The organism is Methylobacterium sp. 1A (assembly GCF_058072805.1).
Window position 1 is genome coordinate 821481 of record NZ_JBYQVE010000002.1, and the last position, 17526, is coordinate 839006.

The following is a 17526-nucleotide window of genomic DNA, read 5'->3' on the forward strand; positions in this document are numbered from 1 at the left end:
GCCAGGACCGCGCGGAATCCTGGGCGGCCCGCCGAACACCACAGGGACAGCGCGAGCGCGCTCCGCGGCGCGGGCCCCGGGAGGGTCCGCGCCGCGCAGCGACAATCTTGTCGGGCTCAGCGCGTCTTCGGGTCGGCGGTCAGCGGCCGCGCGGCCGGCCCGGCGGCCAGCGCCAGCAGGGCCGCGCGCACGCGCGTCGGCCGGAAGGCCTGCCGGATCGCCCGGTGCGGCATCAGGCGGACAGCCGTGAGGAACGCCCCCGCGGCGGCGCGGCGATCGCCGCGGGCCATGTGGGCCTCGGTGGCGTCCAGCAGGGCGTCGTAGTAGCCCTGCACGGTCCCGAAATAGAGCCGCAGGGCCGCGAGACGCGAGACGCCGAGCGCCGGCGCGTGGCGTCGGAAGACCAGGCGGGTGAAGTGGATCCGGCGGGCGATCAGGCGGTCGAAGGTCCCCGCCGGCCGCTGCCGGAAATGCACGCAGGACGCGGCGACGAAGCCGACGCCGTGGCCGCGGACGGCACGCAGCTGCCAGTCCCAGTCCTGATCGCCGAGCAGGGCCTCGTCGAACAGGCCGATCGCGTCCACGACGGCCCGGCGCACCACCGTCGCCCCGATCTGCGGGAAGTAGCCGCTCAGCATGCGGCGCAGCAGCGCGCCCTTGTCGGACGGAAGATCCGGCGGCCAGGGGCCGTAGGTCGGCACGAGGTCGTGGTCGGCGGTGACGATCTGCCCGAACACGACCCCGAGCTCCGGATCGGCCTCGAACAGGCGCAGATGCTCCCGGATATGCGCCGGCTGCCAGACGTCGTCGTCGTCGAGGAACGCCACGTAGGGCGCGCTCGCCCGGGTCAGGCCGGCATTGCGGGCCGCGCCGGCGCCGGGCCTGTCGACGGGGACGTGGATCGCGCCGAACGCGGCGGCGACCTCGGAGGCGGGGCCCGCCGCGCCGTTGTCGCCGACGATGATCTCGAAGACGAGGTCAGGGCCTTCCAGCGCGCGGATGCTCGCCAGGGCGTCGCGCAGGAAGGCGGGCCGGTTGCAGGTGGGCACCACGACGGAGACGCGGCGCCGCGCGGGTCGGTTCATACCCACTCCTCCCAGGCGTCGTAGGCGCCCCGGAGCAGGGCACCGAAGACCAGATCATTGTCGAACTGCGTGACGAAGCTGCGCGCCACCGTTCCGGCGGGACGGGTCTCCACCGCCTGCGCGTAGACGATCCGGTAGCCCGCCTCCCGGGCCGCGTGGGCGGCCGCCCGCGTCCAGTTCGCCGACTGCCCCAGGGGGATCGCGAAGGAGTCGGGCAGGAGGCCGAGGCGGGCCCAGATGGCGCGCCGGGATTCCTCCAGCTCCTCGGCCGCCTCTTCCGCGCTGAGGCGCCCGAAATCCGGGTGGGTCACGGAATGGCTGCCGATCTCGACCCCGTTGGCGGCCAGCGCCTCGATGGCGCGCCAGCCCAGGATGCCCGGCGGCGCGCTCTCGGGCCGGTCGAGCCAGCCCGACACGACGAACAGGGTCCAGGGGATCCCGAGATCGCTGAGGACCGGCGCCGCCCCGCTGAGGACGCTGCGCCAGCCGTCGTCGAAGGTGATGGCGAGGTCCCGCGCGCCGCCGCGCCCGTCGGCGATCGTGGCCGCCGGCACGAAGCGGTAGCCGAGGCTGAGGGCGCGCTCGAGCTGGTAGCGGAAGCGCGCGGGAGAGACGTCGTTGACGCCGCATTCCGACTGGCCCACCGAGTGGTAGCAGAGGATGCGGCCCCCCGGCGCCGGGCGCCGGATCCGGGCGAGGGCGAGCGTCGTGCGCTCGCAGGCCATCCGGGCGGCGGCGACGCGCGGGCGCGTCAGGCCGACCGTCCGGGCGAGGCTCTTGACCGGTGCGGGGATCATCGCAGGGCGTCGCGCAGGCCGTCGACGACCTGGTCCTGCTCCGCCTCCGTCATCGCCGCGTAGAGCGGCAGCAGGATCGCGTGGTCGCGCGCCCGCTCGGATTCGGGCAGCGCGAACCGCCGCGGCGCCTCCGCGTAGGGCGGCTCCAGATGCGCGCACATGATGCCCCGGCGGGTGGCGATGCCCCGGTCGAGCATCGCCTGCATGACCGCCTGCTGGTCCGCGTCGTCCGGGAGGCGGACGCAGTAGCTCTGCCAGTTGCTGCGCAGCCCCATCGGCTCGGGCGGCGGCGTCACCCCGGGGAGATCGGCGAGCCGCGCGCGGTAGCCGTCGGCGAGGTTGCGGCGCCGGGCGATCAGGTCGGGCAGCCGCTTCAGCTGCTCCCGGCCGATGGCCGCCTGCACGTCCGTCATCCGGTAGTTGAAGCCCGCGATGGAGTACGCCTCGACCACCACCTTGGCGCTGCCGTGGCGGGCGATGTCGGAGACGCTCATCCCGTGCTGGCGCAGCAGCCGGAAGGTCCGGTCCCACGCGGCGTTGGCGGTGGTGATCATGCCGCCGTCGCCGGTGGTCAGCACCTTGCGCGGGTGGAACGAGAAGCAGGCGATGTCGCCCGCCGGGCTGCCGATCGGCCGCCAGACGTCGCCCTGGAGCCGCTCGGAGCCGATGGCGCAGGCCGCGTCCTCGATCACCGGGATGCCGGAGCGGCGCCCGATCGCGGCGATCGCCTCCAGGTCGCAGGGCATGCCCATCTGGTGGACGCAGACGATCGCCTTCGTCTTCCCGGTGATCGCCGCCGCGGCGGCGTCCGGGGCCATGTTGTAGGTCGCCGGGTCGATGTCGACGAAGATCGGCGTCGCCCCGCACTGGGCGATGGCGTTGGCGGTTGCGATGAAGCTGTGGCTCACCGTCACCACCTCGTCGCCGGGGCCGACCCCGACGGCGAGCAGGGCGAGATGCAGCGCGGTGGTGCAGTTCGAGACCGCGCAGGCGTGGGGCGCGCCGACGATCGCGGCGAACTCCGTCTCGAAGGCCGCGACCTGCGGCCCCTGGGTCAGCCATCCGGAGCGGACGACGGCGGCGGCGGCCTCGGCCTCGGGGGCGCCGACTTCGGGCTTGGCGATCGGGATCATGCGAGCGCCCGCCGCAGGTGTTCCGAGCGGGACTCGTCCTGCCACCAGGCGACGAGGTCGGCGAGGCCCTCGGCCGCCCCGATCTTCGCCTCGAAGCCGATCAGCTCCTTGGCGAGGCTCGTGTCGCAGAGGCGCCGGGGCACCGGGTTCACGGCCCGCTCGGCCTCGTGGACCAGCGGCGTGCCGTCCCGGCCCATGATCCGGGTGAGGTGGCCGGCGAGGTCGACCAGCGAGGTCTCGACGCCGGTGCCGACGTTGAGCACCACGTCGGTGGCGGGCGAGATCGCCGACAGGATGTTGGCCCGGGCGATGTCGCGGACATGGACGAGGTCCATGGTCTGCAGGCCGTCGCCGAACACGATCGGCGACTGGCCCTCGGCCAGGCGCTGCATCCAGCGGACCATGACCTCGGTGTAGCGGCCGGTCAGGTCCATCCGCGGGCCGTAGGCGTTGAAGTACCGGAGCGCCACGTAGTCGAGCCCGTGCATGTCGTTGAACGAGCGCAGGAGGCCCTCGCCGAAGGACTTGGCGGCGCCGTACAGGGTCCTGTTGTCGTAGGGGTGGTGCTTCTCGGTCGTCGGGAAGACCTCCGCCATCCCGTAGACCGAGGCCGAGGAGGCCATCACCACCTTGGCGACGCCGGCCTCGACGCAGCTCTCGAGCAGGTTGAAGGTCGCGGCGGCCATCACCTCGAAGGCGTGGCGCGGCTCCGCGGCGCACTGCGTGATCCGCAGGGCCGCTTGGTGGAACACCACGTCGGTGCCCTTGACCAGCGTGTCCATCAGGGCGCGGTCGCGGATGTCGCCCTGGACGAGGCGGACGCGGCCGGAGCCGAGGGCGTCCCCGAGGTTCTCGGGGCGGCCGCGGATCATGTTGTCGATGGCCACGATCTCGTCGCAGCCGGCCTCGACCAGCAGGTCGATGATGTGGGAGCCGATGAAGCCCGATCCGCCCGTGACCAGGATCCGGGTCCCGCGCAGGTCGCCGCTGAACCGGCTTCCCTTGGTGACCTCACGCAGCTTGGGCATCGGCGACCTCGCAGTAGCTGGCGACGGCCCGGCAGACGGTGTCGATCTGCGCGGACGTCATCTCGGGGAACATCGGGAGGGACAGGGTCCGGGCGGCCAGCCGCTCGGTGACCGGCAGGCGGCCGGCACCGTCGTCGAGGTGGCTGTAGGCGGGCTGCCGGTGGACCGGGACGGGGTAGTGGATGCCGGTGGCGATGCCGGCCGCGTTGAGGTACTGGCGCAGCCCCTCGCGGTCCGCCGTCGACACGGCGTAGACGTGGAACACGTGGTCGAGGCCGGCGGGGGCCGGAAGCTCCAGGCCGAGGCCCGCGAGCCGCGCCCCGTACTCCGCCGCCACCGCCTGGCGGGCGCGGGTCCAGCCCTCCAAGTGCGGGAGCTTGACCCCCAGCACCGCGCCCTGGACGCCGTCCATGCGCAGGTTGAAGCCGTGGCGGACGTGGTTGTACTTGCCCTGCTGGCCCCAGTCGCGCAGGCAGCGGGCCGCCTCGGCGAGGTCGTCCCGGTCCGTGACGATGGCGCCGCCCTCGCCGTAGGCCCCGAGATTCTTGCCGGGATAGAAGCTGAAGCAGCCGAGATCCCCGATCGTGCCGGCCTTGCGGCCGCCGCGCTCGGCGAGATGCGCCTGGGCGGCGTCCTCGACGAGGGCGATCCCGTGGCGCCGGGCGATGGCGCCGAGCGCGTCGAGATCGGCCATCCGGCCGTGCAGGTGCACCGGCAGGATCGCCTTGGTGCGGGGCGTGATCGCCGCCTCGACCAGGGCCGGGTCCATGGTCCAGTCGACCGGATCGATGTCGACGAGGACCGGAGTGGCGCCGGCGTACAGCACCGCCGCCACCGTCGCCACGAAGGTCGACGAGACCGTGATCACCTCGTCGCCCGGACCGATGTCGAGGGCGAGGAGGGCGAGGTGCAGGGCCGCGGTGCCGCTGCTGACGGCGACCGCGTGGCGGGCGCCGCAGGCTTCGGCGAAGGCCGCCTCGAAGGCGCTGACCGCCGGGCCGAGGACGAAGTCGCCGCTGCGCAGGACGTTGAGGACCGCGGTCTCGACGTCGCCGCCGATCGCCGCGTACTGCGCCTTGAGGTCGAGGAAGGGGATCACGAGGCCCTCGCAAGTGGCATGAGGTCGATGGGGGTGCCGTTCTGGCGCAGGGAGCGCATGGCGGCTTCGAGCATCTCGACGACGCGCAGGCCGCTGTGGCCGTCGGTCATGGGCGCGGTGCCGTTCTCGATGGAGTCGGCGAAGTGCTCGATCTCGACGATCAGCGCCTCGCGGAAGGACAGATGCGGCGACCACATGTCGCCGGTCCGGTAGGAGACCATCAGCTCGGTGATGTCGTCCGAGCCGCCGCCGACCGTGACGCCGCGGTCGTAGACCTTGACCTTCTCGATCGGGTCGAGGTCGTTGTAGACGATCATCTTCTTGCTGCCGCCGATCAGCGTCTGCCGCACCTTCACGGGCGCGAGCCAGTTGACGTTGATCTGCGCGACGACGCCGCGCGGGTAGAAGACGGTCAGGTGGGCCATGTTCTCGGGGCGGCCGCTGAAATGGCCGGTGCCGCTCGCCGAGATCGCCACCGGGGCGAGGTCCAGGATGTGGTCGAGGATGGCGAGGTCGTGGACCGCCAGGTCCCAGATCACGTTCACGTCGCGCTGGAACAGGCCGAGGTTCACCCGGGTCGAGTCGTAGTAGAACACGTCGCCGATGGCGTCGGTCGTGATGAGTTCGTGGATCTTCTCGACCGCGCCCGTGTAGACGAAGGTGTGGTCCACCATCAGCCGCAGGTTGCGCTTGGCCGCCTCCTCGATCAGCAGCCGGGCCTCGAAGGCCGAGGGCGTGATCGGCTTCTCGATGAAGACGTGCTTGCCGGCCCGCAGCGCGTTGATGGCGATCTCGAAGTGCGAGCTCACCGGCGTCGCCACCATGACGGCGTCGATCGCGGGATCGGCCACGAGGTCGCGCCAGTCCTGATGGAGCTGGACGGCGGGGTAGCGCTTGCCGGCCCGGCCGAGCGCGGCGGGCGACTGGTCGGCGATGGCCACCAGCTGGCAGCGCTCGCTCTCCGAGGTGCACCGGGCGAGGTTCGGCCCCCAGTAGCCGTATCCGACGATACCGATCGAGATCATGACTGCATTCCCCTCAAGCAACCTGCAGAGGCTCGGCCGGCTCGGGCCGCGGCGACTGGACGGAACGGGCGCGCGCGGCGCTCTCGGCGCGCTTGGTGCGGGTGTCGCCGACGACCCGCGCGGGGCATCCGGCAACGATGGCGAAGGCCGGGACGTCCCGGGTGACGACGGCACCGGCGCCGACCAGGGCGCCCTCGCCGATGGTGATCCCCGCCACGATGGTGGCGTTGGAGCCGATGGAGGCGCGGGCCTCGACCACGGTCTCGACGAGCTCCCACTCGCCGTCCCGCTTCAGGCTCCCGTCCGCGTTGGTGGCCTCCGGGTAGAGCTCGTTGGTGAAGACCACCCCGTGGCCGACGAACACCTCGGCCCCGATCGAGACGCCCGCGCAGATGAAGCTGTGCGAGGAGATCTTGCAGCGCGGGCCGATCCGGCTGCCGCGCTGGATCTCCACGAAGGGGCCGATGCGCGAACCGCTTTCGATTCGACATCCATAAATATTGACTAGATCCGGGTAGAAGATCCCCACATCCGCCCCAATATCTGCATCGGTAATCGGCATACCCGCCGCTCCTTCCGCCGAACTTCTGTGCGTCAAAACTGCACAGAGCTGCGGACGGCCGGGAACCCAGGCTTTCGATGCGGTTCGTCCGTCGAAAGGCGAACGGCGCCCGTCCGGGGTGGCGCCCCACGGCGCCGGCACACCGTTCGGGTCAGGGGGCCTACGTCGAAAGGCGAAGCCCCCGCCCCGGCATGGATGCGCGCGCCCGCCATTTGGAGGAGTCCCGGCTGGCTCGGCCGTTACGCATCATGCCGTCTCAGCCCTCATGAGCCCGTGAGGCCGGCGCGGTCCTGCCGCTCGACCGCCGCGCCCGGGTTCCGAGGGCGAGCCTTAAGGGGACGATGCGTGTCGAAGATGTCGACGAAGACCGCGGCAACCCGCGCCACCGCCCGCGCCGGCCGCGCCGGTCTCGCGGCGTGCCTGCTCGCCGTGTCGGCGCTGCCGGCGGCCGCGGAGTACCGCATCGGGCCCGGCGACACGATCGAGGTCACGGCCCTCAGCATCCCGACCTTCAAGCAGGAGGCGACGGTCTCCACCGACGGCACCGTCATGGTCCCGCTGCTCGGGGACGTGCCGGCCGCCGGGCTCACCGTCGCGGAGCTGCGCCAGAGCCTGCAGAAGTCGCTGCCCGCCAAGGCGGTGCGGCAGCGCAACTCCGAGGGCAAGGAATCGATCGCCGTGCTCGAGCCCGACGAGATCGGGGTGCGGATCTCGAAGTACCAGCCGGTCTACCTGAGCGGCGACGTGACTAAGCAGGGCGAGCACCCGTTCCATCCGGGCATGACCGTGCGGCAGGCCATCGCCCTGGCGGGCGGCTACAACCTCCTGCGGTTCAGGATGGAGAACCCCGTCGTCGAGACGGCGAACCTGCGCGCCGAGTACGACAGCACCTGGGCGAGCATCCAGCGGGAATCCGCCACGATCTGGCGCCTGAAGGCGGTCGTCGCCGCGTCGCGGGGCGACAAGTCCCCGCCGCCGGCGGACGTCGCCCCGGGCAGCCGCGCGACCCCGGCGCAGAAGCTCGCCGAGCAGCAGCTCCGGGTGCAGATGACCGACATCGCCAAGGAGAAGGACCATCTGCAGCGCTCCCTCAACCGGACGCAGACGCAGTTCACCAGCCTCAGCGATCAGCAGGTCAAGGAGAAGGAGGGCGTCACCGCCGACGCCGAGGATTACGACACCGTGCGGGCGCTCTTCCAGCGCGGCGCCGTGGTCACGACCCGGCTGACCGACGCGCGGCGCGCCGTCCTGCTCTCCTCGACCCGCGCGCTGCAGACGACGGTCCAGCTCACCCAGCTCGAGCGCGACAAGAGCGACGTCGCCCGCAAGCTCGAGCGGGTCGACGACGTGCAGGCCATGGACGCCCTGGAGAAGCTCCAGGTCGCGGAGAACAACCTGGCGACGTACCGGTCGCGCCTGAACAGCATCAACGACAAGCTGGTCTATACCGGCGCCCTCCGGGCGCAGCTCCTGTCCGGAAGCCGCGCGCAGGCGGCGATCGCGGTCTTCCGGCAGAGCGGACCGGCCAAGACGCAGATCGACGCCGCCGAGGACACGGAACTCCTGCCGGGCGACGTCGTGGAGATCGCGCTCAAGCCGGATCCCGCCATGCGGGGCGTCGGCGACGGGGCCGGCCAGAACTGACCCACCCGCCCCGGCTCGACGCGCCCATCGGGCCGAGCCGGCGTCCCCTTTGACGGATAGCGCCCCGAGGCGGTGACCGCCGCGGTGAGGAGAGATCCATGAACCGACACTCGACCAGCGCGTCCTTCCTGCCGATCGGTGCGACCCGCCCCGGTGGGACCGGAGCCTGGCGCGGCCAGTCCTTCTCGCCCGAGACGGAGTCCCAGGTCTCGATCCTGACCATCGCGCGGCAGAACTGGCGGTCGATCCTGGCCTTCGCGGCCGTCGGGCTGGTCTGCGCCGGGATCTACGTCGCGACGGCGCCGGCCATCTTCACGGCCCGGGCCCGCGTCTACATCGAGAGCCGCTCCAGCCCGGTGACGGCCCGCGACACGCCCAATGCCGGGACGCCGCTCGAGATCGCCGAGGTCGAGAGCCAGGTCGAGTACATCCGCTCGGAGAAGATCGCGCTCGCCGCCGTGCACCGGCTCGACGAGTCGGCCCTGAAGGATCTGGCGGCGCCGACGCACCCGCTCGTCGCGAAGGTCCGGGAGTTCGTGAAGGCCGCCAAGGCGCTCCCCCTCCGGCTGATCGGGGCCGAGCGGCCGGTCCAGGAACCCGCCCCCGTCAGCCCGGACCTGCGCCAGGCGCGAACGCTGCGCGAGAACGTCGAGGCCAGCCGCATCGGCGCCGCCTACGTGATCGAGGTCGGCTACAGCGCGGATAATCCCGCCACGGCGGCCGCCGTCGCGAACGCGGTGGCCGGGGCCTATGTCAGCACCGAGCTGGAGAACCGGGCCCAGGTCTGGAAGGTCGCCGGCGAGTGGATGCTGCCGCGCCTGAAGGAACTCCAGCAGCGCGCCAGCCAGGCCTCGCGCGAGGCCCAGACCTACAAGGCCGAGCACACCATCATCGACCTGGGCAAGCGCGGCCTCGTGGGCGAGCAGCAGGTCGAGGAGCTCAACACCGCGGTGGCCGCAGCCCGGTCCAAGACCGTCGACGCCCGCGCGGTGCGCGACCAGATCCGCGGGCTCCTCGATTCCGACATCGCCGATCCCGGGATCACCGAGGCCTTCAAGGACAGCGTCATCATCCAGCTGCGCCGGCAGTACGTCGACCTCGTGCAGCGCGCCGACGACCTGAAGCGCCGCCTCGGCCCCGACCACGAGGCGGTCCAGGCGATCCAGCGGGACATCCTGGCGGCCAAGCAGTCGCTGCGCACCGAGCTCGAGCGCCTCGCCGTGTCCCTCGACCACGATTTCGAGGTCGCCAAGGCGCGCGAGGACAGCATGACGGCGGCCTTCGACGCCCTGATCTCGAAGACGCTGATCATGAGCAACGCCCGCGTCAAGGCGCGGGAGCTCGACCGCACCGCCGAGACCTACGACCAGATCTACACCAACCTGCTCCAGCGCTACATCGACGCCGTCAACCAGCAATCCTATCCGCAGCCCTCCGCCCACGTGATCACGCCCGCGACCGTGCCGGAATCCCCGAGCGCGCCCCGCGGCAGCCTGATCATGCTGCTCGGCCTCCTGGTCGGCACCGGGTTCGGCGTGAGCGGCGCCTTCGCGCGGCACTGGTTCGACCGGACGATCCGCACGCCCCGGCAGCTGACCGGACACGGCCTGACCTGCCTCGCCGCCCTCCCCGAGCTGCGGCGCGAGCCCGGCTTCCGGGCGGCGCTGGCCCTGGCGCAGGCCCACGCCAACGAGGCACAGCGTCCGGCCAGCATCGAGGCGTTCCGGGCGAGCGCCGTGCGGTTCATGCCGCAATCGGTGTTCGTCGAGCGCCTGCACAGCCTCAAGGCCCACGTCCTGGGCAGCGACCGCCGCGGCCCGGTCTTCGCGATCGGCGTCACGTCCGTGGGGGCCGGCGCGGGCAAGACCCTGTTCGCGAGCAATCTCGGCCAGCTCCTCGCCCGCGCCCGCGCGAGCTCCGGGCGGGTGCTGATGATCGACGCCGACGTCCGGCAGGGGACGCTCTCGCGGCTCAGCCAGGCCACCGAGCAGCGCGGACTCCTCGACGTGCTCGCCGGCCGCTGCGGCGCCACCGAGGCGGTCCGCCCCCAGCCCGGCGAGGTCCGCCTGCTCGCCTGCGGCAACCGCCACCCGAACGATCCCCATTTCAGCGATCTGATGACCCCGGAGGGCGTCGCCGCGGTGCTGGGGGACGGACGCCCCGCCCTCGACCGCCCCGCCCTCGACCGCGTCGTCGTCGACCTGCCCCCGGTGGACGAGCTCCCCACGCTCCGGCCGCTCCTCGACACGCTCGACGGCCTGATCATCGTGGTGGAGGCGGGCCGGACCAGCATCGACGACGTCGCCGCCGCCGTGCACGATCTCGAGTCGAGCGGCAGCACCGTCCTGGGCGTCGTGCTCAACAAGACCAACGACGGCCAGACGGTCCGGCGCGGCGGATTCCGCGGCGCGCTGAGCCGCTGGACCGCGGCCCGGCGCAGCGCCCGCGGCGCGACCCAGGCGGCCTCGTGACCGGCCCGCGCGCCGAAGGTCTCGACCGGGTGGCGGCCTTCGTGCCGGCCCGGGCCGCCCCGACCCCGGCCTTCGCGGTTTCCGCGACCCCGCGCGGCCGCCGCGTCGCCTTCTTCGGGCACGACCGGGCCGAGCCCACGGTCCGGAAGCGGGTCGACGCCATCCGGGACGCCGGGTGGTCGGTCATCGTGTACGCCTTCGAGCGGGACCGCCCCGGCGCGGTGCCGGCCGAGGCCCCGGTGGCCGACGACATCGTCCCCCTCGGCCTGACCGTCGACCGCAACTACGCCCGCCGCCTGCCGCGCCTCGCCGTCGGCATCGCCCGGGCGCTGCGCCGCCGGCGCGACCTGCGCGCGGCGGACGTGATCTACGTGCGCAACCTCGACATGGCCCTCGTGGCCTGGACCGCCGCGCGCCTCGCCGGGAGCCGCGCGCGCCTCGTCTACGAGGTGCTGGACATCCAGCGTCTGATGGTGCGGCCGGACGCGCCGGGACGGATCGCCCGCGCCGTCGAGCGCTGGATCCTCGGCCGCAGCGACCTCCTCGTCGTCAGTGCCCCGGATTTCATCGACCGGTATTTCCGGCCGGTCCAGGGCTTCGCCGGCGCGTGGCACCTCCTCGAGAACAAGGTCATGGGCCACCGCCTCGGCGAGGTGACGACCCGGCTCGACCGCACCCGGACGGCGGAACCGCCCTGGGTGATCGGCTGGTTCGGGACGCTGCGCTGCCGCCGGAGCCTGACGATCCTCGCCGCCATCGCGGACGCCCTCGGCGACTCGGTGCGGATCGTCCTGGCCGGGCGCCTCTCCGAGGAGGACATCGCCCCGCGCGCCCTCGCGGACACGCTGGACGGCCGGCCGAACATGTCGTTCCGCGGCCCCTACGCCAATCCCCGCGACCTTCCGGAGATCTACAGCGGGATCCACTTCAGTTGGGCCGTCGATTACCTCGATGATGGACTGAATTCGGACTGGCTACTGCCGAACCGGCTCTACGAGGGCGGCCTGTGCGGCGCCCTGACGCTGGCGCGCGCCGCGACGGCGACCGGACGCTACGCGGTGTCGGAGCGCCTGGGCTGGGCGTTTCCCGAGCCGCTCGCCGATTCGGTGACGGCGTTCCTGCGGACGCTCACGCCGGAGGCCTACGCGGAGCGACATGCCGGCCTGCTCGGCCGCGACCTCGGCACGTTCGTCGATGTCGGCGGCATGCGGGATCTCCTGGTCCGGCTGGACTAGAGCCGTGCCCGATCGCGTTGCGATCGGGCACGGCTCTAATCCTTTGTCTTGACGCGCTCTCTCACGCCGCACCGGTATCCACTTCGGCGGAGAGCGCTCTCGATCGCCGCCGCGGCGATTCCGGATCCCGGCAGGGATCCGCCAGTGATTCGCCCGTCGCGTCGGACGGCGCGCGGGGCGGCCTCTCCTCCCGCGGAGCGTGCCGTTTGGTACAGCGCCGCACCGATGAAATCAGTACTCGGACCCCAACAGGGTAAACAACCGAGTACGCATGTTGCCTTTTAGCCTCAGTCAGGTACAGCGGGCCCTCATCCCTCGAATACTCCCGTCACGAATACCTACATCGCACCGAGATCATTGAATTGCCCTCGAAGTCCCACCGATACGACCACGCAAAAAGTAATTCCGAATAAGACAAAGTTTCGATATTCTTAAAACCGACATCTGAGCGACTACATTCGAAAAGATCTTGAACCGGACCACCACAGACGGCGAATGATCTTGCGAATGCATCTCTCCACCAGCACCGTCGTGCGCAATCAAACAAATCACTATGTACGTACGTAGTGCGCGATGATTGTATTTAGCCCTGCAATTTAAGGGTTAAGATTCAAATAGGGTATTTACAGACGATTTTACGAAAGCTAGCATTGTATCCGTGGTCATCGGCAATCGCCCCAAGGCGACCGGCGCCACCGCGTATCTCAGTGTCACGCCGTCGGCGAGCGCATTGGGTATCCCGTCATCGCTGACATTCGGCTTCCTTCGAAAGGAGGTAATTTTCTATGGCCAGTCTTGGTACTCGAGACGCGCTCACCCTCGTTGAGCGGGACACGGCCGAAAGCCGCCGCGGCTTTTCGGGTGCACATGCCGGTGACAACCCGGTCGTCGTCGAGCAACGGGACCAGTCCCGGGGCCGCGCCAGCCGCATCGTCATCATCGATCGACGCCAGCTCGTCGGCCGATGCCTCGCCGCCTCGCTCAGCGAGGCCGACCGGCAGACGTCGTTCGAAGTCTTCGCGGACATCGAATCGTGGAAGCGGCAGACGCCGTTCGTCGCCGCGAGCGTGGTCGTTCTCTGCCGGCCCGACGGCAACCTGACCGAGACCGAATGGACCGAGATCACGCGGGAACTGGCGTTCCTGCAGGGCGAGGCCGGCGCTCCGCCGGTGGCCGTCATCTCGGACGGCGAGAACCTCGACCAGATCGTGCGGATCATCAAGCTCGGCGTCAAAGGCTACATCCCGACGACGACCTCCGTGGACATCGCCCTGCAGGCGCTCCAGCTCGTGCAGGCCGGCGGCGTCTACATCCCGGCCGAATGCCTCCTCCCCCTGCTGGCCAACATCAAGGTGGACGAGCCGGTCGAGGCCGGGGACGACGACATCTTCTCGCCGCGGCAGCTCTGCGTGGCGCGGGCGCTCCGGAAGGGGACGCCGAACAAGATCATCGCGTACGAACTCAACATGTGCGAGAGCACCGTGAAGGTTCACGTCCGCAACATCATGAAGAAGCTCAAGGCCAAGAACCGGACCGAGGTCGCCTACCTGACCAACAAGTACTTCCTCCGGGAAGATTCCAGCCTGGCGAGCGTGAAGGCCCCGGCGGCCTGATCGCTCGGGCGCCGGCCCCGCCGCGGCGGGGCCGCCCTGGCAGAAATTCGGTCCGGCGCGGCCGGACGGAGCTTCGGGGTCTCCTCGTGGGTCGCCTGCCCGGGCGGCCCGCGAGGGGACCCGTTTCGCGTCGGACCGTCCCGCCAAGCGGTCGGCGGATCGGCGCGGCGCCACCGGCCCGGTCCCGACGCCGCGGATCGGCCTCCCCGTCCTCTCGCCCCGCGCGCCGGCGCGGTCCCCGCGGCCGGAGCGGCCGCGCGCCGGGTCGCTCGTACGGGGGATCGTCCAGCGGATCGGTGGGGCTCCCGTCCGCCGCCCTCATCGGCGCCGGGCGACGACGGGCCCGCGTTCCGCGGGCCCAGCCGCGCCTCACGCGGTCCCGGCGACGGCGTCGGCGGGGGGCAGAGCCGGCGGGATCTCGGACTCGTCGCCGGGCTGGTCACCGGGTTCGTCAGGCCGGCCCACGCTGCTGTAGGCGAAGCCGTGCGCCCGAACGTCGGCGGCCCGGTAGACGTTGCGGAGATCCACGAGGACCGGCCGCTGCATCGCCGCCCGCAGCCGGTCGAGGTCGAGGGCCCGGAACGCGTCCCACTCGGTGACGAGGACCAGAGCGTCTGCGCCCTCGGCACAGTGGTAGGCGTCCTCCGCGAAGGCGACGCCGGGCAGGAGCGGGCGCGCCTGCTCCATGCCCTCGGGATCGTAGGCGCGGATTACGGCGCCGGCGTCCTGCAGACCCGCCACGATCGCCAGCGCGGGCGCGTCGCGCATGTCGTCGGTGTTCGGCTTGAAGGTCAGGCCGAGGAGGGCGATCGTCTTGCCCCGCACCGACCCGCCGCAGGCCTTGATCACCTTGCGCGCCATCGCGCGCTTGCGCTGGTCGTTGACCGCCACCACCGTCTCGACCAGCCGCAGCGGCGTGCCCGCGTCCTGCGCGGTCTTGACCAGGGCCAGCGTGTCCTTGGGGAAGCACGAGCCGCCGTAGCCCGGCCCGGCGTGCAGGAACTTCGACCCGATCCGGTTGTCCAGGCCGATGCCGCGCGCCACCGCCTGCACGTCCGCGCCCACCGCCTCGCACAGGTCCGCCACCTCGTTGATGAACGTGATCTTCGCCGCGAGGAACGCGTTCGCCGCGTACTTGGTCAGCTCGGCCGTCCGGCGGCTCATCGCGACGATCGGCGCGGCGTTGAGGTAGAGCGGGCGGTAGATCTGCTCCATGACCGCCACGGCCCGCGGCTCGTCGGTGCCGACGACGATGCGGTCGGGGCGCTTGAAGTCGGCGATGGCCGCGCCCTCGCGCAGGAACTCGGGGTTCGAGACGACCGCGAACTGCGCCTCGGGGTTGGTCTCGCGGATGATGCGCTCGACCTCGTCGCCCGTGCCCACCGGCACGGTCGACTTGGTCACCACCACCGTGAATCCGCGCAGCGCGCGCGCGATGCTGCGGGCGGCCGCGTAGACGTAGCTCAGGTCGGCGAAGCCGTCGCCGCGGCGGGAGGGCGTGCCCACCGCGATGAAGACCGCGTCGGCCTGACCGACCGCCGCCTCCAGGTCGGTGATGAAGGACAGGCGGTCCTGGCGGACGTTCTCGGCGACCAGGGCCTCGAGGCCCGGCTCGTAGATCGGCATCCGACCGGCGTTCAGTGCGTCGATCCGGCCGCGATTGCTGTCGACGCACACGACCGTGTGGCCGAAATCCGCAAAGCACGCGCCAGAGACCAGACCGACATAGCCCGACCCGACCATCGTGATGTTCATGGAATCCTCGCCGCGATCGCACCGACGCTCGGGTCTACGGCGGCCCGACAGGGCCACCAACATCATATCTTAGGCGTACGCGGCTCGGCCGATCGGGCGTAGCGGCGACGATTCGGCCCGACCGGCCAGACCCCGCCGCGGCCCGTCCCGAACCGGCAGCCGGGCCGCCCCGAGCCGCGCCTTACATCGCCATCCGGCCATGGCGGCGGCCGGGCGGCTACGCCATTCGGCTGATCCGGCGGCGCCGGTCGACGATCGCGCGAACATTTTCCCGGCGCATCACCCGAATTGTCAAAGACAGGCTGCTTTTTCCCGACCGCTTTGTCCGGGAGCGCGAACGGCTAAGATGCTAACACCGGTCTATAGAACTGAACTCCCCGAAGAGTTCCGGCGGAGGAGAACCCTGTTGGCGGCGCGTTTCTACTTCGAGATCGCAAATGCCGAGGAGACGATCCACGACCACGTGGGGGTCGAGGCCGCTGGCCTCGAGGAAGCCCTGATCGAGGCGCGTAGCGTGATCGCCGAGATGGCCGATGAGATTACGGGAAACGGCCGGGAGCCGCCCTGGACCCTCCTCGTGCGCAACGAGGAGGGCTGGCTGGTCGGCCGCCTGCCCATCCGGAAGTGACGGCCCGCGCCGCTCGGACGGCGCGGGGGTGCGGCCATTAAGATATCGTTAACGGATCGTCCGGAGGATCGGCTGAGCCCTCGAACCGTGGCCATCCGGAATGCCCCTCTCCCAGAACGTCCCGCACGCCGCCCGCCAGGCGGACGCGATGGCTGCCCAGATGGCGCTGGCCGCCTACGCGCTGCGGATGCGCGGCGATGTCGGGACCGCCGAGTCGCTCCTCGCGATGGCGCGACACAACCGGATCCTCGCGCTCAAGCTGCGGATCGCGCAGGATCTGGCGCCGGGCCAAGACCGCGCCGAGCGCCGGGCTACCGCCGGCCGTTAACGCCGCGCGCGATCGGCCCGGGACGGTCACGGAGCCCGCGCCGCACGCGACGGGACGCGTCTCACCACCCGAGCCGGGCTCACCCGGACCGGCCTGCCGGCGGTCCGTTGATCACTGTGGCGAGGATTGCTGGCGGGCGCAGCGCCCGCGCGCGTCGTGTCGGCGCTCCGACCGGGCACCGACCGCCCCGCCGGGGACCGGCCCACGGTCGACGGGAATCAATGCGGAATCCACATCACCGATCATCGGCGCGGTTGGCGCCAAATAAAGTCCGTGATAGTGTAAATTACTAACATCCGACAGGAAATTCAGTCGTCGTGTCGCCCCCGGACGCCGGAGATTCTGAGGTCAGCACGACCCTGGCGCTGGACATGGTGGGGCGCGCCTACCTGGCCCTGGCGCTCCTCTACGAGACGGCCCATCCCGGAGAGTTCGTCGACGTTCAGCAGAAGATCCGCGCGTTCGTCGAGGACAATTTCCGCATCATCCAGGAGACGAGCCGCGACGAGAGCCTGACAACCGGTACAGTTGACGGCGCCCTTCACCTTGTGAACAGCGTTTTGGTCGAGGTCGAGACCAAGATCGCCACAATGATCCGGCCGACACGGCAGCTCCGCGGCTAGACGAGACCTTGAATTGCCCCCCGCTATTCAGTGACTGTTGCAGTCGAGCCATGGCGCGCGGATAAACGGCCCCGCGCCATAGGGGATCGAAGATTGCAATGGCTCCCGACGTCGACAGTCTTAAGTGGGCATGTTACCCGGCGGACGGGGCAGCAATAAATTATCAAGCACGATGATGGGCAACGATGATTGCGATCGGGGGGCGCGCAGCGCGGATGTCGCGCTCGAGGTTCTCGTCCGAGCCTATCACGCTCTCGCGGTCGTCTACGAGTTGTCCAGTCCCGGTGCCTACACGGCGCTCCACGGCAAGATGATGCCCTACCTGCTGGACGGCTTCCGTCACGGCACGGCGCCGGACGCCGTCGATCCGGACCTGGACGCGACGGTCTCGACGGCCCTGGAGCGGGTCCGCAGCGCGCTGGACGAGGTCCGGTCCGACGTGGCGGCCGTGCGGGCGCGCAGGGAGGAGCGCGACCGCTGACGCGCCGCTGCCGGCCCGG

16 protein-coding genes are annotated in these 17526 nt (G+C 71.0%); 8 read left to right on the forward strand and 8 right to left on the reverse strand.

The window, feature by feature from the left end; all coding sequences use genetic code 11:
* Positions 1-116: 116 nt before the first annotated feature.
* Genes ACX9MN_RS24165 through ACX9MN_RS24195 form a run of 7 tightly spaced genes read right to left on the reverse strand, consistent with a single transcriptional unit; the run spans position 117 to position 6729 of the window.
* On the reverse strand, positions 117-1085 hold the full coding sequence (locus ACX9MN_RS24165; RefSeq protein WP_489725654.1) for a glycosyltransferase family 2 protein: 969 nt from the start codon (positions 1083-1085) through the stop codon (positions 117-119).
* Positions 1082-1882: a polysaccharide deacetylase family protein gene (locus tag ACX9MN_RS24170; protein ID WP_489725655.1), complete on the reverse strand. Its 801-nt coding sequence runs from the start codon at positions 1880-1882 to the stop codon at positions 1082-1084. Before ACX9MN_RS24170 ends, ACX9MN_RS24165 begins: the two co-directional genes overlap by 4 nt.
* Positions 1879-3015: a DegT/DnrJ/EryC1/StrS family aminotransferase gene (locus tag ACX9MN_RS24175; protein WP_056524965.1), complete on the reverse strand. Its 1137-nt coding sequence runs from the start codon at positions 3013-3015 to the stop codon at positions 1879-1881. The genes ACX9MN_RS24170 and ACX9MN_RS24175 overlap by 4 nt, the downstream gene beginning before the upstream one ends.
* Positions 3012-4043, reverse strand: a complete 1032-nt coding sequence (locus ACX9MN_RS24180) for an NAD-dependent epimerase/dehydratase family protein (RefSeq protein ID WP_020091186.1) — start codon at positions 4041-4043, stop codon at positions 3012-3014. Before ACX9MN_RS24180 ends, ACX9MN_RS24175 begins: the two co-directional genes overlap by 4 nt.
* Positions 4027-5142, reverse strand: coding sequence for a DegT/DnrJ/EryC1/StrS family aminotransferase (locus ACX9MN_RS24185; protein WP_020091187.1), 1116 nt, complete (start codon positions 5140-5142; stop codon positions 4027-4029). Before ACX9MN_RS24185 ends, ACX9MN_RS24180 begins: the two co-directional genes overlap by 17 nt.
* Complete coding sequence (locus ACX9MN_RS24190; protein ID WP_020091188.1) at positions 5139-6167, reverse strand: Gfo/Idh/MocA family protein; 1029 nt, start codon at positions 6165-6167, stop codon at positions 5139-5141. Before ACX9MN_RS24190 ends, ACX9MN_RS24185 begins: the two co-directional genes overlap by 4 nt.
* Positions 6168-6180: 13 nt before the next feature.
* On the reverse strand, positions 6181-6729 hold the full coding sequence (locus ACX9MN_RS24195) for an acyltransferase (RefSeq protein ID WP_026604627.1): 549 nt from the start codon (positions 6727-6729) through the stop codon (positions 6181-6183).
* A 354-nt stretch (positions 6730-7083) separates the two neighbouring features.
* On the opposite strand from ACX9MN_RS24195, the gene ACX9MN_RS24200 reads away from it, so the two are divergent.
* From ACX9MN_RS24200 to ACX9MN_RS24215, 4 genes are all read left to right on the forward strand, one after another.
* Complete coding sequence (locus ACX9MN_RS24200; RefSeq protein ID WP_091980308.1) at positions 7084-8373, forward strand: polysaccharide biosynthesis/export family protein; 1290 nt, start codon at positions 7084-7086, stop codon at positions 8371-8373.
* 98 nt (positions 8374-8471) lie between these two features.
* Positions 8472-10844: a GumC family protein gene (locus ACX9MN_RS24205; protein WP_489725656.1), complete on the forward strand. Its 2373-nt coding sequence runs from the start codon at positions 8472-8474 to the stop codon at positions 10842-10844.
* Positions 10841-12079 (forward strand): glycosyltransferase, encoded by a 1239-nt coding sequence (locus ACX9MN_RS24210; RefSeq protein WP_427508508.1) that lies wholly within the window; start codon positions 10841-10843, stop codon positions 12077-12079. The genes ACX9MN_RS24205 and ACX9MN_RS24210 overlap by 4 nt, the downstream gene beginning before the upstream one ends.
* A gap of 785 nt (positions 12080-12864) precedes the next feature.
* Positions 12865-13692 carry a LuxR C-terminal-related transcriptional regulator gene (locus ACX9MN_RS24215; RefSeq protein WP_020091193.1) on the forward strand — a complete coding sequence of 276 codons (828 nt, stop codon included), beginning with the start codon at positions 12865-12867 and terminating at the stop codon, positions 13690-13692.
* A 369-nt stretch (positions 13693-14061) separates the two neighbouring features.
* Here ACX9MN_RS24215 and ACX9MN_RS24220 read toward each other — a convergent pair whose 3' ends face one another.
* The gene (locus tag ACX9MN_RS24220; protein WP_091675708.1) at positions 14062-15447 is read right to left on the reverse strand and encodes a UDP-glucose dehydrogenase family protein; all 1386 of its coding nucleotides are present in this window, start codon (positions 15445-15447) and stop codon (positions 14062-14064) included.
* Positions 15448-15853: 406 nt separating this feature from the next.
* Between ACX9MN_RS24220 and ACX9MN_RS24225 the strand changes: the two genes are divergently transcribed.
* The 4 genes from ACX9MN_RS24225 to ACX9MN_RS24240 all read left to right on the forward strand — a co-directional run bounded on the left by ACX9MN_RS24225 (position 15854) and on the right by ACX9MN_RS24240 (position 17507).
* The gene (locus tag ACX9MN_RS24225; RefSeq protein ID WP_020091195.1) at positions 15854-16075 is read left to right on the forward strand and encodes a DUF6894 family protein; all 222 of its coding nucleotides are present in this window, start codon (positions 15854-15856) and stop codon (positions 16073-16075) included.
* Positions 16076-16175: 100 nt separating this feature from the next.
* Entirely contained in the window at positions 16176-16403 is a 228-nt protein-coding gene (locus ACX9MN_RS24230) for a hypothetical protein (RefSeq protein WP_489725657.1), read from the forward strand.
* Between the two features lie 317 nt (positions 16404-16720).
* Complete coding sequence (locus ACX9MN_RS24235; RefSeq protein WP_489725658.1) at positions 16721-17026, forward strand: hypothetical protein; 306 nt, start codon at positions 16721-16723, stop codon at positions 17024-17026.
* Between the two features lie 172 nt (positions 17027-17198).
* Positions 17199-17507, forward strand: a complete 309-nt coding sequence (locus ACX9MN_RS24240; protein ID WP_244534870.1) for a hypothetical protein — start codon at positions 17199-17201, stop codon at positions 17505-17507.
* The last annotated feature ends 19 nt before the right edge of the window (positions 17508-17526 follow it).

What these genes read in the sequence shown, in the direction of transcription:
- ACX9MN_RS24165 (WP_489725654.1), bottom strand. Translation starts at nt 1,085, where the DNA reads ATGAACCGACCCGCGCGGCGCCGCGTCTCCGTCGTGGTGCCCACCTGC.
- ACX9MN_RS24170 (WP_489725655.1), bottom strand. Translation starts at nt 1,882, where the DNA reads ATGATCCCCGCACCGGTCAAGAGCCTCGCCCGGACGGTCGGCCTGACG.
- ACX9MN_RS24175 (WP_056524965.1), bottom strand. Translation starts at nt 3,015, where the DNA reads ATGATCCCGATCGCCAAGCCCGAAGTCGGCGCCCCCGAGGCCGAGGCC.
- ACX9MN_RS24180 (WP_020091186.1), bottom strand. Translation starts at nt 4,043, where the DNA reads ATGCCCAAGCTGCGTGAGGTCACCAAGGGAAGCCGGTTCAGCGGCGAC.
- ACX9MN_RS24190 (WP_020091188.1), bottom strand. Translation starts at nt 6,167, where the DNA reads ATGATCTCGATCGGTATCGTCGGATACGGCTACTGGGGGCCGAACCTC.
- ACX9MN_RS24195 (WP_026604627.1), bottom strand. Translation starts at nt 6,729, where the DNA reads ATGCCGATTACCGATGCAGATATTGGGGCGGATGTGGGGATCTTCTAC.
- ACX9MN_RS24200 (WP_091980308.1), top strand. Translation starts at nt 7,084, where the DNA reads ATGTCGACGAAGACCGCGGCAACCCGCGCCACCGCCCGCGCCGGCCGC.
- ACX9MN_RS24205 (WP_489725656.1), top strand. Translation starts at nt 8,472, where the DNA reads ATGAACCGACACTCGACCAGCGCGTCCTTCCTGCCGATCGGTGCGACC.
- ACX9MN_RS24215 (WP_020091193.1), top strand. Translation starts at nt 12,865, where the DNA reads ATGGCCAGTCTTGGTACTCGAGACGCGCTCACCCTCGTTGAGCGGGAC.
- ACX9MN_RS24220 (WP_091675708.1), bottom strand. Translation starts at nt 15,447, where the DNA reads ATGAACATCACGATGGTCGGGTCGGGCTATGTCGGTCTGGTCTCTGGC.
- ACX9MN_RS24230 (WP_489725657.1), top strand. Translation starts at nt 16,176, where the DNA reads ATGCCCCTCTCCCAGAACGTCCCGCACGCCGCCCGCCAGGCGGACGCG.
- ACX9MN_RS24240 (WP_244534870.1), top strand. Translation starts at nt 17,199, where the DNA reads ATGATGGGCAACGATGATTGCGATCGGGGGGCGCGCAGCGCGGATGTC.